This is a genomic window from Magnetospirillum molischianum DSM 120, from assembly GCF_000294655.1.
In the GTDB taxonomy this organism is placed as follows: domain Bacteria; phylum Pseudomonadota; class Alphaproteobacteria; order Rhodospirillales; family Magnetospirillaceae; genus Phaeospirillum; species Phaeospirillum molischianum.
Map to the genome: position 1 here is coordinate 57,648 of NZ_CAHP01000034.1, position 15,235 is coordinate 72,882.

Consider the following 15,235-nt stretch of genomic DNA (forward strand, 5'->3'; position numbering starts at 1 on the left):
GGTTGGATCAGCGCGACGAATCATACCAACCGGCCAATGGGGCAAAGCGATATTAGGCCCAGGGCATCCCCTTTTGTCGGAACACCGTGGCGCGAAAGGTCTTGGCCGCCAGCAGGTCGGCCAGACTCCAGGATTTGGAACGGCCCAGGGCTGTCTCGGTCCACACGTCGAACGAATGGCGGGGGGTCAGCGGCCCGGCTCCATCGTTGGCAGCGGTCTTGACCGGGTTTCCGGCCCAGCGGACGAGGCGGGGCAGTTCGCGGCGGAACCAGAAGACGCGCAGATCGGCGTTCAGTCCCTGCCGCAATGGGACTCGAAGGGCGATCATCCCACTGGCGCGGGCCTGCATGGCGGCGGCGGGGGGGAACAGCGACGACAGGCAGGCGGTCGAAACGAAGCCGCGGGGATGGGCCGTCAGAAACCATCGGTCGATTTCGGTTATGTCGGCGGCGGTGGGGCTGTCACCGATCAGCTCGATTCTGTCGCCCACCATTATCGCCGCAGAGTCCGCCGCTACCAATCTCAGGAAATCGGGCGTTCTGGCTCGCAGCCGTTCAATCGTGTTTCCGGGGGCCGCCGGGCCAAGGGGGCCGAGCAGGGCAACGATGGCGCGGTCGATGCCATCGACAAAGCGCAAATGCTCGCCCGCGACAAAGGCGAGATAACCGATGGCGAAGTCGCGTGCGACCCGCACCACCTGATCGCGCACTGCTGGCGGCAGCGAGATCGGGGCGGGATGGTGGCAGGCGATCATGCCCCACAATTTTCCTTTGACGATGACCGGGGCGGAAAAAGACGACCGTATTTTCATGTTGCGGAGGTATTGGAGATGCAGCGGCGAAACACTGCGCAGCATTCCCGATCCCTGATCGAGCGGTGGCGCGGTAGGGTCGAGACCGATTACGTCGATGGGAGCCGTCTCGGTATCGGAGATGAACCGCTGGCGGGTCCGGGCGTAAAGCGCACGGGCATTGGCGGGAATATCGCTGGCGGGAAAGCGCAGCCCGAGATAGCTGTCGAGTGGCAGATCCAGCACTTCGGCGACCACCTCGCCGCTCCAATCGTCGTCGAAGCGATAAAGCAGAACCCGGCCGAAGCCGGTCAGATGGCTGACGATTTCGGCCAGACGGCGGAAATTGGTGTCGGGCTGGCCGGGGCCGGTGGGAGTGCGGATTAGGCGCAGCGTCTCATGCATCCACGGTGTGACGCAGGGCGGCGGCGGGCCGCTCGGTTCGAATTCGAACAGGCATCCCTCGCCTGTCCGCGACACGACCAGATCCCACTGTTTGCCCTCAATGGTTGCTGCATTGGTAAAGAGGATGGGAAGGCCACCCGGAACAGCGGCGGCTCGAATTTCGGACAAGGGGGACCAGATCAACGCGGCGGGAACTGGTTGTCCCAGGATCGATTCGGGCGGAACATCCAGCAGAGGGGCGGCATTCCGGCTGACATGGGTAACGATGTCGTCGGCGTCGCGCACCGCCAGCAGGATACCGCAAGGTTGAATTTGACCGGAGAGGTGCAAAAGCTCGCTTTCGCACGACCGTAGGGCTTGGTCCAGGTTCAGTTCATCACTGGCCATGTCACTCTCCTGGGATGCTACCGGGAGGAGTATGCCTCTTCGTTCTATTCCAATAGCATGAAGCTCTTACCGACAAGAACCGAAAAGGAGAGCCCGCCCGCTGCCGTCGCGGGTAATCGGCCATGAGGGGGCATATCGTTTGGCTCAACCCCTCCGTCTCCTCTGGAAATAGCTGGCAAACCCCGCTAGAAGTAGGCTCATGCACCGCTACGCCAATCCCGCCCGCTTCTTGCGTCTGGCCAAGGCTATCCTGCCGTATTCGTCGGGACTCGCCGTTCTGCTTCTCGGTTCCGGCCTATGGTTCGCCCTGGTCGGATCGCCCGCCGATTATCAGCAAGGCGACAGCATGAGGATCATGTACGTCCATGTGCCATCGGCCTGGATGGGCATGGTCTGTTATGTCGCGATGGCGGTGCTCAGTGCGATGGCGCTGATCTGGAAGCATCCACTGGCCGATCTGCTGGCCCGCGCCACCGCTCCGGTCGGCGCAGCCTTCACTCTGCTCTGTCTCATCACCGGCTCGCTGTGGGGCAAGCCGATGTGGGGGACGTGGTGGGTGTGGGATGCCCGGTTGACCAGCATGCTGATTCTGCTGTTCCTGTATCTGGGCTATATGGCCCTGATCGACGCCTTCGATGACCCCGAGCGCGGTTCGAAGGCCGGGGCGATCCTTGCTCTGGTCGGCGCGGTTAACATCCCCGTCATCAAATTCTCGGTCGATTGGTGGAACACCCTGCACCAGCCCGCCAGCGTGGTGAAGATGGGCGGTCCCGCGATCGATCCCAGCATGCTGCTGCCGTTGCTGCTGATGGCGTTCGGTTTCAAGGCCTATTGGGTGACCGTCCTGCTGCTGCGTGGCCGCGCCGAGATCGCGGCCCAGAAAATCCGCGTCCTGCGCCTTGCTCAGGTTCACGCTTCATCCCGAGGGGAGTGACCGACATATGGAGTCCTTGCACGCTCTCTTCGCCATGGGGGGCTATGCCGGTTATGTCTGGCCGGCCTATGGCATTTCGGTGGTGGTTCTGATTGGCGTTCTGGTGGTCTCGGTGCGTCAGGTGCGCTGCCGCGAAGCCGAGTTGGAGCGACTCCAGGGGCCGCGGCGGGAGCGTCGTGGCAGTCCAGCGGGAGCCGGATCATGACCCGCAAGCAGCGCCGCCTTTATTTTGTTTTGCTCGGTCTGGTGGCGCTGGGTGCCGCCTCTGCTTTGATTCTTACCGCGATTTCCGATTCCCTGGTTTATTTCTATACGCCGAGCGATCTGGTTGGAAAGCCGCAGCCCGAGGGGCGGCGGATGCGGATCGGCGGCTTGGTCCAGGATCACAGCGTCATTCGTGACGGCAAAAGCGTGACTTTCGTCGTTACCGATCTGACCCATGGCTTGCCGGTGACCTATGCCGGGATTCTGCCCGATCTGTTCCGCGAGGGGCAGGGCGTGGTAGTCGAGGGGAAGATGGGAACGGACGGAACATTCCTGGCCGCCGAGGTTCTCGCCAAACACGACGAGAAATACATGCCGAAGGACGTCGCCGATGCCCTGAAAAAGTCAGGGCAGTGGAAGGAACCGAAGGCGAACTGAGCGGCGGGTTTCCAAAGCCGCTCCCGATGCGACGTCTCCGACGAAAGGACTAACGCCCGATGATAGCCGAAACCGGCCATTTCGCCCTGGTGCTGGCTCTGGCCGTCGCCATCGTCCAGGCGTCGGTGCCGCTGGCCGGTGCCCGGCGCGGAAAGATGGCCTGGATGGCCGTGGCCGGACCGGCCACAATCCTGCAATTCCTGTTCATCGCCATTTCGTTCGCGGCGCTGACTCACGGCTATATCACCAGCGATTTCTCGCTGATGAATGTCGCCAGCAACAGCCACACCGAAAAGCCGCTGCTCTACAAAATCGCGGGGGTGTGGGGCAACCATGAAGGATCGCTGCTGCTCTGGGTCACCATCCTGGCTTTGTTCGGGATGGCGGTCACCATGTTCGGTCGCAATCTGCCGCCGGGGCTGAAAGCCCGCGCGCTGGCGGTCCAGGCGATGATCTCGATTGGTTTCCTGCTGTTCCTGCTGCTGACCTCGAATCCGTTCGTGCGGGTCGATCCGCCGCCGTTCGATGGCAACGGTCTCAATCCGATGTTGCAGGATCCTGGTTTGGCTCTGCACCCGCCGATGCTTTATCTCGGCTATGTCGGGTTCTCGATGGCCTTTTCTTTCGCCATCGCCGCCTTGCTTGAAGGTCGGGTCGATGCCGCCTGGGCCCGCTGGGTACGGCCGTGGACCCTGGCCGCCTGGGTGCTGCTGACCGGCGGTATCGTGCTGGGGTCGTGGTGGGCCTATTACACCTTGGGCTGGGGCGGCTGGTGGTATTGGGATCCAGTCGAGAATGCCTCGTTCATGCCCTGGCTGGTTGGAACGGCCCTGCTTCACTCGGCGATCGTGGTCGAGAAGCGCGACGCGCTGAAAAGCTGGACCATTCTGCTGGCGATCATCACCTTCGGCTTCTCGCTGCTGGGGACTTTTCTGGTCCGTTCCGGCGTGTTGACCTCGGTTCACGCCTTTGCCACCGATCCCGCCCGTGGCGTCTTCATCCTGCTGCTGCTGGTGGTGGCTGTCGGCGGTTCTTTGGCGCTGTACGCGGCTCGCGCTCCCTCGATGAAGCTGGGAGGACTGTTCTCTCCGCTCTCACGCGAGGGATCGCTGCTGTTCAACAACGTGCTGATGTCAACCGGCGCGGCGACAGTGCTTCTGGGAACCCTCTATCCGCTGATCTCCGATGCCTTCGATCTGGGCAAGATCTCGGTCGGTCCGCCCTTCTTCAATTCGGTGTTCCTGCCGCTGATGGTGCCGATGGTGCTGGTGATGGCGCTGGCTCCGATGATGTCGTGGAAGCGGGGCGATCTGGGCGGGGTTCTGGGGCGGCTGAAGATCGTCGCGGTGATCTCGGTGCTGGTCGCGGCGGCGACGTGGCAATTGCAAGGTGGCTCGGCCGGTCCGTGGTGGAGCGCCGCCGGGCTGGGGTTGGCCGCGTGGCTGGGGCTGGGGACGTTGGCTGATCTCGCCGATCGTATTCGCCTGTTCCAAGCCCCGGTTCAGGCACCGTTCCGCGCTTTTGCCCTGCCGCGTTCGACCTGGGGCATGATGGTCGCCCATTTCGGTTTGGCGGTGTTTATCGTCGGTCTGACCGCCTCGTCGGCCTGGACCACTGAAAAGGTTCAGACCCAAAAGATCGGGGAAACTATCTCCATCGCCGGTTATCAGGTCACCCTGAAAGGGATCGAGCAGGTTCCCGGCCCGAATTATATCGCCCGGCGCGGAACGTTCGAGATCGCCCGCAACGGCACGGTGATCGCCGAGATGTACCCGGAGAAGCGGGCCTATCGCAATCCGCCCCGTCCGATCACCACGGCGGCGATCCGCTCTGGCATCACCGGCGATCTGTACGTTGTCATCGGCGATCCCGACGGCAAGGAAGGCGGTGAGGCCGGCTATGTCACTCGGCTTTACTTCAATCCCTGCATTCCGTGGTTGTGGGCCGGTGGCCTGCTGCTGATGCTGGGGGGACTGATCAGCCTCGCCGACCGGCGTCACCGGATCGGGGCTCCGGCGCGGGCCAGCCGTTCGTCCGCCGCGTAACGAAAGGGGGCCGCCGATGCGTCGTATTCTGTACTTGCTGCCGGTTCTGATTTTTGTCGGCCTGACCGTGCTGTTCCTCAAGGGTCTGACGATGGACCCGCGCCAGATCCCCTCGGTTCTGATCGACCGCGCGGTGCCTGAAATGGTGCTGGCTCCGCTGCCCGGCCGGGGCGAGGATACCGGCCTGTCCACCGCCGACCTCAAAGGTCGGGTGTCGGTGGTCAACATCTATGGTTCGTGGTGCGTCGCCTGCGTCCAGGAGCATCCGACTCTGATGGCGCTGAAAAAGCAGGGCGATGTGCCGATCCACGGTATCGACTGGCGCGACGATCCCGAACAGGGGGCGGCGTGGCTGAAGAAGCACGGCGATCCCTACCAGCGGGTGGGTGCCGATCCCGCCCCCGGACGGACGGCGGTCGATTTCGGCGTCACAGGTGCCCCGGAAAGCTTCATCGTCGATCGGAACGGGATCATCCGTTACAAGCATACTGGCCCGATTACCCCCGAAAACTGGCGCAAGACCTTGCTGCCGATCATCCGGGAGTTGGAGAAATGAGGCTCCTTGCCCTGTGCGCTCTCCTTCTTGGGCTGAATGCGGCGACGCCAGCCTTGGCGGTCAATCCTGACGAGATGCTGAAAGACCCGGCCCAGGAGGCCCGCGCCCGCGAATTGGGGCGCGAATTGCGTTGCGTGGTCTGTCAGAACCAGTCGATCGACGATTCCGACGCCGATCTGGCCCGTGATCTGCGTCTGATCGTGCGCGAACGGATTGACAAGGGGGATACGGACAACGATGTTCGCCGCTTCCTGGTTGAACGCTATGGCGATTATGTCCTGCTGAAGCCGCCGTTTAAACAGACCACCCTGGCGCTATGGCTGGGACCGCCGGTTCTGTTGCTGGTGGGGGCCGGGATGGTGGCGCTGTTCTATCGCCGTCGTCGCCGGACCAGCGTTCCGCCTGCGGTCGAAGTGCCGCTCACGCCCGAGGAACAGCGCCGTCTCGACCGGCTGATGAAGGAGACCGGCCAATGATTTGGGTTCTGTTCGGCGGACTGACCGCTTTGGCGATGCTGGGGTTGCTGATGCCGCTGTTGCGCCCCGCCGTTGCCGCAGTATCGCGTTCGGCCTACGACATGGTGGTTTATCGCGATCAGCTCGACGAAATCAGCCGGGATATCGAACGCGGTTTGCTGTCGCCCGATCAGGCCGAGGCCGCCCGTACCGAGATCAAGCGGCGGATGCTGATCGCCGGAGAAACCGGAGCCGCCGCGACTCCGGCCGGGACCGAGCGTTCCGGCGGCTGGCCGTCCTGGTTAATTGCGCTGGGGTTGCCGCTGCTGGCCTTCGGTCTCTATGCGCTGCTGGGTTCGCCCAACCTGCCCGACCAGCCCTATGCCGAGCGCGCCGCCGAGATCTCCGAGATCCGCAGTCAGGTAGCGCTGATCGAATCGACGGTGAAACGGCTGGAAGAGAAGTTGAAGGCCGATCCCTCCGATGGCAAGAACTGGGCGATGCTGGCCCGGTCGCAGCGGGCGATCGGTCGGACCGAGGCCGCCAAGGATTCCTATCGCAAGGCGATTCCGCTGATGCCCAGTGCGATCGAGCCGCGGATCGAGCTGGCCGGGGTGCTGATCGAGGAAGGACAGGGGCCGGTGCCCGAGGCGGTCGATTTGCTGCGTCAGGTTCTGGCTCTTGAACCCGATCAGCCCGATGCCCTGTACTTTGTCGCTCAGGCCGAACTGGCCGCCGGGCGTTCACAACAGGCGTTGGCGATGCTGTCCCATCTGGTTACGTTGCTGCCGGCCGGATCGTCGGATCGGGTCGAGGTCGAAAAGCAGATCGAACGATTGAAGTAAGTTTGCATTGATCTCCGGTGGGGGAGGCGAATGCGTATGAATCATGGGGGGGGAGTTTTATGTTGCAAAGCCTCGTCGGCCTTGCTGGGCTTTTTCTTATTACGATTCTCTTATCGGAAAAGCGGCGGCAGGCACCGATCCGTTTGATGGCGGTGGGATTGGCCGCACAGTTCGGGCTTGCCCTGCTGCTGCTGAAGGTTCCTGCGGCGAAGGGGCTGTTTCTGGCCCTGGACGATGCGGTCGAGGCGCTGCAATCCGCGACCCTGGCCGGAACTGCGTTCGTATTCGGCTACATCGGTGGTGGTCCGGCGCCGTGGAGCGTCACCGACCCTAGCGCTGGTTTCGTGTTGGCCTTCCAGGCTCTGCCAATGGTGCTGGTCATGAGCGCGCTGTCGGCGCTGCTGTATCACTGGCGCATTCTGCCGCTGGTGGTGCGGACGGCCTCGCGGTTGCTGCAACGTGTCCTGGGGGTTGGCGGTGCCGTTGGGGTCTCGGCTTCCGCCACTGCGTTCCTGGGGATGATCGAAGCGCCGTTGCTGATCCGTCCTTATATCGCGTCTCTGTCGCGGGGCGAGTTATTCCTGGTGATGACAACCGGGATGTCAACGATCGCCGGGACGGTGATGGTGCTGTACGCCACTTTTCTGAAGGGGGTGATTCCCGATCCGATCGGTCATCTTCTCACCGCTTCGTTGATTTCGATTCCGGCGGCAATCATGGTCGGCAAGATCATGATCCCCGACGACACCCGTACCGGCGCGGCGCGGCTCAGTGACGCCCATTCGTATGGCGGGTCGATGGATGCGGTGGTGCAGGGAACCCTGGACGGGGTGCGGCTGCTGGTTGGCATCTGCTCGATGTTGGTGGTTCTGGTCGCGCTGGTCAGCCTCGCCAATGGTGTCTTGGCTCATTTGCCGCCGGTATGGGGTGAACCGCTCTCGCTTCAGCGGGCGATGGGATGGGTGATGGCTCCGGTGGTGTGGATGATGGGAATTCCCTCGTCCGAGGTCATTACCGCCGGGAGTCTGATGGGGACCAAGACGGTTCTGAACGAACTGCTGGCCTATCTTCAGTTGGCGCATCTGCCTGAAGGTGCCCTGTCCGAACGGTCGCGGCTGATCATGACTTACGGGCTGTGCGGCTTTGCCAATCTGGGATCACTCGGCATTCTGATCGCGGGTTTGACGGTGATGGCACCGAGTCGGCGGGCCGAGATCGTCAGCCTGGGGACGCGGTCGATCGTGTCTGGAACCCTTGCTAGTTGTATCACGGGGGCGGTGGTCGGTCTGCTTCTCTGACACAGTTTATATGCCAGACGTTTACAAGACCGGCTGAATCCTGCATCGTTCCCAAACCATGAGCCAAGGCACGGACTCGACTCAACTGCTTATCATCGAAGATAACCCCGGTGACCGGCGTTTGATCGAAATTGCCTTGGCTGATGCGATGCCGGATTGGTCGGTCAGCAGTTGTTCCTGTCTGGCCCAGGCATTGACCCTGGCACCGTTTAATCGTTTTGATTGTTTATTGTCGGATCTTGGCCTGCCTGACGCCCAGGGGATCGAATCGGTTCTTGCCCTTCGCGCTCATGCCCCCAGCAAGGCGCTGGTGGTGCTGACCGGGTTGGATGACGAGCGGGTCGCGCAGGAGGCGATTCGCGCCGGTGCCCAGGATTATATCGTTAAATCCGACGCCGGTTTGACCATGCTGCCCCGCGTGATCCGCCACGCAATCGAACGCCAGCAATCGCAAAGCGCACTTGAGGCGTCGCACCGGACCTCGCAGGCGTTGCTGGATGCCAGCCACGATGTGGCGATGCTGCTCGACAGCGAGGGGCGGATACTGACCCTGAACGCAGTGGCGGAGAGCTATCTTGGCCGTTCGCTCGACCAACTGATCGGGGTTTCTCTGTTCGATCTGTTGCCCGACAGTCTGGTGGCGCACCGCCTCGGTTATCTGGCCGAGGCGCTGCATAGCTGCGAGACGGTCGAATTCGAGGATACCGACGGTCTGCATTGGTTCGCCAATCGTCTGCGTGCCGTCGCCGGAGAGACGCCGGGGCAGCATCGTTGCGCCCTATTCTCCCACGACAGTACCGCCGAGCGTGCCGCCGCCGCCAAGCTGGCCGAGGCCAAGGACGAGGCCGATGTCGCCAACCGGGCCAAGACCGAATTCATGGGGCGAATGAGTCGCGACATCCGCACTCCCTTGAATGACGTGATCGGTTTTGCCGAGATGATCGCGACCGAGATGCTGGGGCCGTTGGATCAGCCCGGTTACCGCGATTACGCCGAGACGATTTATCGCTCTGGCAGCCAGATTCTAAAGCTGATCGACCGCATCACCGACGTGTCGATGCTGGAAACCGCGTTACTGAAAGATCAGGCGTCCTACCGCGATCTGGTGGAACTGTCGCCCGACCTGATTTGCGTCTGCGTCGATGGGATCATCCGCCGAATCAACGCCGCCGGTCTGGGGATGCTGCGCGCTCCGGCTCCCTCCTCGTGCGAGGGACGGCGCTTTGTCGAATTCGTCCATGTCGATTATCGGGCGATGTTCGAATCCGGGCTGGATGTGCTCTGCGAGGAAGGCCACCCGATGCCGGTCAAGGTGGTGACCTTCGCCGGGCGGGTTCGCGATGTCGAACTGTCGGCGGTGCCGTTGCGGCGCGAGGGTCATACAGCCGTCTTGTTGGTGGGCCGCGACACGACCGAAGTGACGGCGGCGATGCGGGCGGTGGCGGCGCGCGAACATCGTATCCGCGCCATCATGGACACGGTGATGGACGGCATCGTCACCATTGACGAAGAAGGCACCCTGCTTAACGCCAATCTGTCGGTCGAGCGTATCTTTGGCTATTCGCTGACCGAAGTGGTTGGGTCGCATGTCTCGTTGCTGCTGCCCGAACTGGATTCAAGCCGCCTGACGGTGGCCATCCACGATTATCTGTCGCGCAGCTTCGGCGCGGTGGTGGGAGCCGAGGCGGTGGGGCGGCGCAAGGACGGTACCGCGTTCCCGGTTCATATGTCGGTGTCGGAATTGCGGGTCGAAAACCGTCGTTTGTTCACCGGAACACTCCGCGATCTGTCCGAAAACAAACAGCTTGCCCAGAGGGTCGATTATCTAGCCAATCACGACCCGTTGACCGACCTGCCCAACCGCACCGGCTTGGCTGAACGTCTGGGCGTCGCGGTGGTCCGCGCTCGCGACAGTTCACGGATGGTGGCGGTGGTGACGGTCGATCTCGACGGCTTTACCACCATTAACGATTCGCTGGGGCACGAATCCGGGAATCTGGTGCTGCGCGAGACGGCGCGGCGGCTGGCTCAGAATACTGGCCCGGATGGCACTGCCGCCCGCTTGGCCGGGGACGAATTCGCGGTGGTCTTGCCGCAGTTGCGCGATGCGGCCGAAGTGTCGGCCGGGGTTGAACGGCTCCGCGAGGCTCTGAACCGGCCCTATATCATTCAAGGTACCGAATTGACGATTGGTGCCGATATCGGCGTCTCGGTCTATCCGCGCGACGGTGACGACGCGTTCGACCTGCTGCGTAACGCCGAGGTGGCGTTGCACTCGGTCAAGCGGCTGGATGATTCGCGGCTGGGTTTCTTCGACGCGGCGATGTCGTTCGCGGTGACCGAGCGGTTGACGCTTGAACGTTCGATCAAAGCGGCGTTGAAAGCCGAGCAGTTCGAGCTGTTCTTCCAGCCCCAGGTCCGGCTGATCGATTTCCGGTTGGTGGGGGCCGAGGCGCTGATCCGCTGGCGTCATCCCGAACTGGGCATCATCACCCCGGACAAGTTCATCCCGGTTGCCGAGGAAACCGGGCTGATCGTCCCGATGGGAACCTGGGTGCTGCAAAGCGCCTGCCGCCAGTTGCGTCATTGGGATGATCTTGGCCTGACCGGCTTGCGGATGGGAGTCAACATCTCGGGTCGTCAGTTCCGCGAGCAAGATCTGGCCGATCTTGTCGCCGAAGCGATCGCGGAGACCGGGGTTAACCCGGCCCAACTCGATCTTGAATTGACCGAAAGCATGCTGATGGCCGACGGCGAGGCGACGCTGAAGATTCTGCGCGCCCTGGCTCGGCTGGGGGTCACGTTATCGATCGACGATTTCGGTACGGGGTATTCGTCGCTGGCTTATCTGAAGCGTTTTCCTGTCAATACCGTCAAGATCGACCGGACTTTCGTCAGCGATCTGGATCAGGACAAGGACGGAAGGGCTATCGCCAACGCCATCATTTCCCTGGCCCATTCCCTGGGGATGAAGACGATCGCGGAAGGCGTCGAAACCGAGGCTCAGGCGGCGATGCTGGCCAGCCACGGTTGCAATGAAATCCAGGGCTATCTGATTGAACGGCCTCTTCCGGCCGCTGAATTCACCGCTTTCGTCGCCCGCTATGGCGCCAATGGCGGACGAGGGTTGGTCGGGTCGCGGCTGTCCCTGGTGCAAGAGGGAGGGTGACCATGCCCGGTACCATCGTCATCGTCGAAGATAATGCGATGAATATGAAGCTGTTGGAGCAGGCGCTTGGCATCGCAGGCTTTCGCACGGTCAAATCATTGGATGGCGATGGGCTGGTTGATCTCGCATCGGAATTCAACGCCAACCTGATTCTGATGGATATTCAATTGCCGAAGCATTCTGGCGTCGATTTGCTGAAGCAATTGCGCGCCGACGAACGCACGTCTCAGGTGCCGGTGGTCGCGGTGACGGCTTTTGCCGACCCGGATTCGATCGCGGGCTTCCTTGACGAGGGCTTCGATCAGGTCATCACCAAGCCGATCTCGATCCGCAAGCTGCTGGACGAGGTTGCTCGTTATTGCGGTGGCGAATCTGCGGTTTAGGGCCGGCTCCGACCGGGCAAACAGCCCGGTCGTGCCCGCAAGGATCAAGGATTAGATCCAGCGTTTGTCCGCGGTGAAATCGACCGTCAGCCAGTGACCAGGGACGGCTCCGCCAAGTTCGTCGGCGATTTCCTGACGGATCTCGTCGAGTTCGGCAAAACTGCGCGTCATCTCCCCCGAGGGAGCCACCAGACCGATTTCGATGAAATTAACCCGTCCCGCCTTCATGACATGGCTTTCGAACGCGGCAAAGCCATGACGCTCAGAGACGATGCGGGCGGCTTCGCGCGCGGTGCGGTCAAGCTCTGGCGGAGCGATTAACAGGATTTCGCGGGTGGCTCGCCAGACCGTTTGTAGCGGGAGGGGCAGCAGGCTGCCCGCCAGCAACATCAGGACGAACGGATCGACATAAGGGGCCAGATAAGCGTATTCAGCCTCGACCAGCAGGTTGCAGGTGATGAAGCTGATGCAAACGCCCAGGCTGATGACGCCGCCCAGCAACCAGGCGCGGGCGTCGATTCGCAACAATTCTGACTGGATATTGGTTGAACGGATGTGGATGAATGCCGCCATCGTCAGGCAGATCACGCCGCCGATGCCGGTGAAGATGGCTCCCGGTCCGAAATCGACGACCCGTCCACCCGACAAAATTCCATTCAGTCCTTCCAGCACGGCATAAACGCAGGCTGTGACGAGGACCAGCCCGTTGACCAGAGCCACCAGCGGTTCAAGGTGCCAGTAGCCGTATTGGAACAGACGGTCGTCTCCGCGCGCGATCAGGCGCGAGACACCCAGAGCGACCAGGGTCATGACCGAGTCGATCAGGGTGTAGAATGCATCGAAGATGACGGTTCTCGACTGAATCATGAGGCCGAACACAACGCCAGCGATGGCGGTGAGAACGGTGACAGCGATCGAGATGGCAAGAAGCTTCTGTTCCTGCTGCGTAGAGGTTTTGGACATGATGGATGCTTTTTTGCTTTGACGAATCTCGGCGTTGGATCGCTCCCGGATTATGGGAACGAAGCTTTTCCCCTTCGTCGGCATCGGCCACCGGCCCCAACAAAGGTTGAAGCATGATAGCAGATGGCGACAAAGGGTCAAAGATTCACAACCTAGGTTGCATCCATCAAGGAACCTAGGACGATCGTGTTGCCGCCGATCAGGCGGCGCGTGAGGCCGGAGACTCGGTCAGCAGGGCGTAAAGAGCATCGGCATTGTCGGTGCCGCGCAGCTTTTCGCAAACGGCACGGTCACGCAATAGGCGCGAGACGCGGGCCAAAGCCTTCAGGTGATCGGCACCCGCCGATTCCGGGGCCAGTAGCAGAAAAATCAGATCGACCGGTTGCTCGTCGATTGAATCGAACTGGATCGGGCGTTCCAACCGGGCGAACAAGCCATAGAGTCGTTCGAGGTTGGGCAGCTTGCCATGTGGAATAGCAATGCCGTTGCCGACACCAGTGGTGCCAAGCCGTTCCCGTTCCAGCAGGACGTCGAAGATCGCCCGTTCATGCAGTCCGGTGATCTCGGCCGCCCGCCGCGCCAAATCCTGTAGCGCCTGTTTTTTCGACGTGGCGCGAAGGTTTGAAATGACGGCGGACGGAGTGATCAGGTCGGTGATTTCCATGAATCCACCTATTCAGCGGGACTCGAATCCCAGCGGGCACCCCAGGCTAGGCCGGACGCGGGACTATCCCAACGATCAGCACACAGCCCCGCCCCCACGAGTTCCCTGGGGAGGGGCGGAAAATAGTTCCCCCTTGCGTCCGAGTCAAGCGGACTGCCACCCGGTCACATCCCCAGCGATTTTTCGCGCCGACGCTGGACCGAGGAGGCAATGTTCATTGCCTCCCGATACTTTGCCACCGTTCGACGGGCAATGTCGATGCTTTCCGCTTTCAGGATTTCGACGATCCGCTCGTCGGACAGCACGTCTTTGCCTTCGGCATCGATTAACCCCTTGATTCGGTGGCGCACCGCTTCGGCGGAATGGGCGTCGCCGCCATCGGCGGAATTGATCGACTGGGTGAAAAAGTATTTCATTTCGAAGATGCCGCGCGGTGTTGCGATATATTTGTTCGAAGTGACGCGGCTGACGGTGCTTTCGTGCATCGAGATCGCGGTGGCGATGTCGCGCAGCACCAGCGGGCGAAGGTGGCTGACCCCCAGGCGGAAAAAGGCGTCTTGCTGCCGCACGAGTTCGGTCGCGACCTTGAGGATGGTGGTGGCGCGCTGGTGCAGCGACTTGACCAGCCAGTTCGCCGACTGGAAGCGTTCGCTGATATAGGTCTTGTCGTCCTTGGTGCGGGCGCTGGCGGCGATCTTGGTGTAGTAGCGGGTGTTGACCAGCACGCGGGGCAGGGTGTCCGAGTTCAGTTCGACCAGCCAGCCGCCATCCTGGGCGCGGCGCATCAGGACGTCGGGGATCACCAGTGGCGCGACGATGTGGTCGAAGCGCAGCGCGGGCTTTGGGTCCAGCACCTTAATCTCGGCAATCATCTCGGCCAGATCCTCGGCATCGACGCCGCAGACTTTCATCAGGCCGGACAGGTCTCGTCGTGCCAGCAGGTCAAGATGATCGAGCATCGCCGCCATCGCCGGGTCGAGCCGGTTGCGCTCGGCCAGTTGCAGGGCCAGGCACTCCTTCAGGCTGCGGGCGAACACGCCAACCGGGTCTAATCCCTGAACACGGGTCAGCACGGCCTCGATCCGGGCCGGAGCGCAGCCCAGCCGTATCGCCAGATCGTCGAGGTCGCCAATCAAATACCCCGCCCCGTCCAGCATCTCGATCAGATGAAACGCGATCAGGCGGTCGCCCGGCAGGGTAATATCGACGTTGATCTGGGCGACAAGGTGGTCGCGCAGGCTGATCTCACCTGCCGATACCTGATCCAGACTGGATTCGCCATCTTCGAAATCGTGACGGCCGCCGCTGCCGTTGCCGCTCCATTGACCATAGCCCTCCATTCCGACCGAATCGGCGGCGCTATCGTTGTTGAAGACGTTATCGACATCGATATCCATTCCCTCGGTGGCGGTCGCGGCGGTCATGCCGTCGAGGATCGGCGGTTCAGGCGGGGCGGCATCCAGTACCGGCAGGTCATTGGCATCGGCGCGGGGTTCCGCCGCGACTGTTTCGATCGGCCGGTCGGCGTCCTCGCGCTCCAGCAGCGGGTTGCGTTCCAGTTCCTGGTCGATGAAAGAACTCAGCTCAAGGCTGGACAATTGCAGCAGCTTGATCGCCTGCTGCAATTGGGGGGTCATTACCAGCGACTGGCTTTGACGGAGATCGAGGCGGGGACCGAGAGCCATCGGGTCTGTCCCTT

The 15,235-nt window shown here is 62.0% G+C and carries 14 protein-coding genes; 10 read left to right on the top strand and 4 right to left on the bottom strand.

All coding sequences use genetic code 11. From position 1 onward, the window contains the following. Positions 1-52: 52 nt before the first annotated feature. Complete coding sequence (locus PHAMO_RS13910) at positions 53-1,582, bottom strand: GAF domain-containing protein (RefSeq protein ID WP_002730214.1); 1,530 nt, start codon at positions 1,580-1,582, stop codon at positions 53-55. 199 nt (positions 1,583-1,781) lie between these two features. Between PHAMO_RS13910 and PHAMO_RS13915 the strand changes: the two genes are divergently transcribed. Genes PHAMO_RS13915 through PHAMO_RS13960 form a run of 10 tightly spaced genes read left to right on the top strand, consistent with a single transcriptional unit; the run spans position 1,782 to position 11,909 of the window. Beyond that, positions 1,782-2,516: a heme ABC transporter permease gene (locus PHAMO_RS13915; protein ID WP_002730216.1), complete on the top strand. Its 735-nt coding sequence runs from the start codon at positions 1,782-1,784 to the stop codon at positions 2,514-2,516. Positions 2,517-2,523: 7 nt separating this feature from the next. Next, positions 2,524-2,721: a heme exporter protein CcmD gene (ccmD, locus tag PHAMO_RS13920; protein WP_040567301.1), complete on the top strand. Its 198-nt coding sequence runs from the start codon at positions 2,524-2,526 to the stop codon at positions 2,719-2,721. Further along, on the top strand, positions 2,718-3,158 hold the full coding sequence (ccmE, locus tag PHAMO_RS13925) for a cytochrome c maturation protein CcmE (RefSeq protein WP_002730218.1): 441 nt from the start codon (positions 2,718-2,720) through the stop codon (positions 3,156-3,158). Before ccmD ends, ccmE begins: the two co-directional genes overlap by 4 nt. A gap of 59 nt (positions 3,159-3,217) precedes the next feature. After that, on the top strand, positions 3,218-5,203 hold the full coding sequence (locus PHAMO_RS13930) for a heme lyase CcmF/NrfE family subunit (protein WP_002730220.1): 1,986 nt from the start codon (positions 3,218-3,220) through the stop codon (positions 5,201-5,203). A 16-nt stretch (positions 5,204-5,219) separates the two neighbouring features. Continuing rightward, positions 5,220-5,759: a DsbE family thiol:disulfide interchange protein gene (locus PHAMO_RS13935; RefSeq protein WP_002730221.1), complete on the top strand. Its 540-nt coding sequence runs from the start codon at positions 5,220-5,222 to the stop codon at positions 5,757-5,759. After that, a complete protein-coding gene (locus PHAMO_RS13940) occupies positions 5,756-6,235 on the top strand; it encodes a cytochrome c-type biogenesis protein (RefSeq protein WP_002730222.1) in 480 nt (159 codons plus the stop codon). Before PHAMO_RS13935 ends, PHAMO_RS13940 begins: the two co-directional genes overlap by 4 nt. Continuing rightward, positions 6,232-7,059 carry a c-type cytochrome biogenesis protein CcmI gene (gene ccmI / locus PHAMO_RS13945; protein WP_002730223.1) on the top strand — a complete coding sequence of 276 codons (828 nt, stop codon included), beginning with the start codon at positions 6,232-6,234 and terminating at the stop codon, positions 7,057-7,059. Before PHAMO_RS13940 ends, ccmI begins: the two co-directional genes overlap by 4 nt. 59 nt (positions 7,060-7,118) lie before the next feature. Next, positions 7,119-8,357 (top strand): NupC/NupG family nucleoside CNT transporter, encoded by a 1,239-nt coding sequence (locus PHAMO_RS13950; RefSeq protein WP_002730224.1) that lies wholly within the window; start codon positions 7,119-7,121, stop codon positions 8,355-8,357. Between the two features lie 58 nt (positions 8,358-8,415). Continuing rightward, on the top strand, positions 8,416-11,526 hold the full coding sequence (locus PHAMO_RS13955; protein WP_002730226.1) for an EAL domain-containing protein: 3,111 nt from the start codon (positions 8,416-8,418) through the stop codon (positions 11,524-11,526). Positions 11,527-11,528: 2 nt separating this feature from the next. Continuing rightward, on the top strand, positions 11,529-11,909 hold the full coding sequence (locus PHAMO_RS13960; RefSeq protein WP_040567303.1) for a response regulator: 381 nt from the start codon (positions 11,529-11,531) through the stop codon (positions 11,907-11,909). 51 nt (positions 11,910-11,960) lie between these two features. On the opposite strand, the gene PHAMO_RS13965 is transcribed toward PHAMO_RS13960, so the two are convergent. The 3 genes from PHAMO_RS13965 to rpoN form a co-directional block, all read right to left on the bottom strand. Then, positions 11,961-12,872: a cation diffusion facilitator family transporter gene (locus PHAMO_RS13965; protein WP_040567360.1), complete on the bottom strand. Its 912-nt coding sequence runs from the start codon at positions 12,870-12,872 to the stop codon at positions 11,961-11,963. Positions 12,873-13,071: 199 nt separating this feature from the next. Further along, positions 13,072-13,536, bottom strand: coding sequence for a PTS IIA-like nitrogen regulatory protein PtsN (ptsN, locus tag PHAMO_RS13970; RefSeq protein ID WP_002730231.1), 465 nt, complete (start codon positions 13,534-13,536; stop codon positions 13,072-13,074). A 164-nt stretch (positions 13,537-13,700) separates the two neighbouring features. Then, positions 13,701-15,221, bottom strand: coding sequence for an RNA polymerase factor sigma-54 (gene rpoN, locus PHAMO_RS13975; RefSeq protein WP_002730232.1), 1,521 nt, complete (start codon positions 15,219-15,221; stop codon positions 13,701-13,703). Between the last annotated feature and the right edge of the window lie 14 nt (positions 15,222-15,235).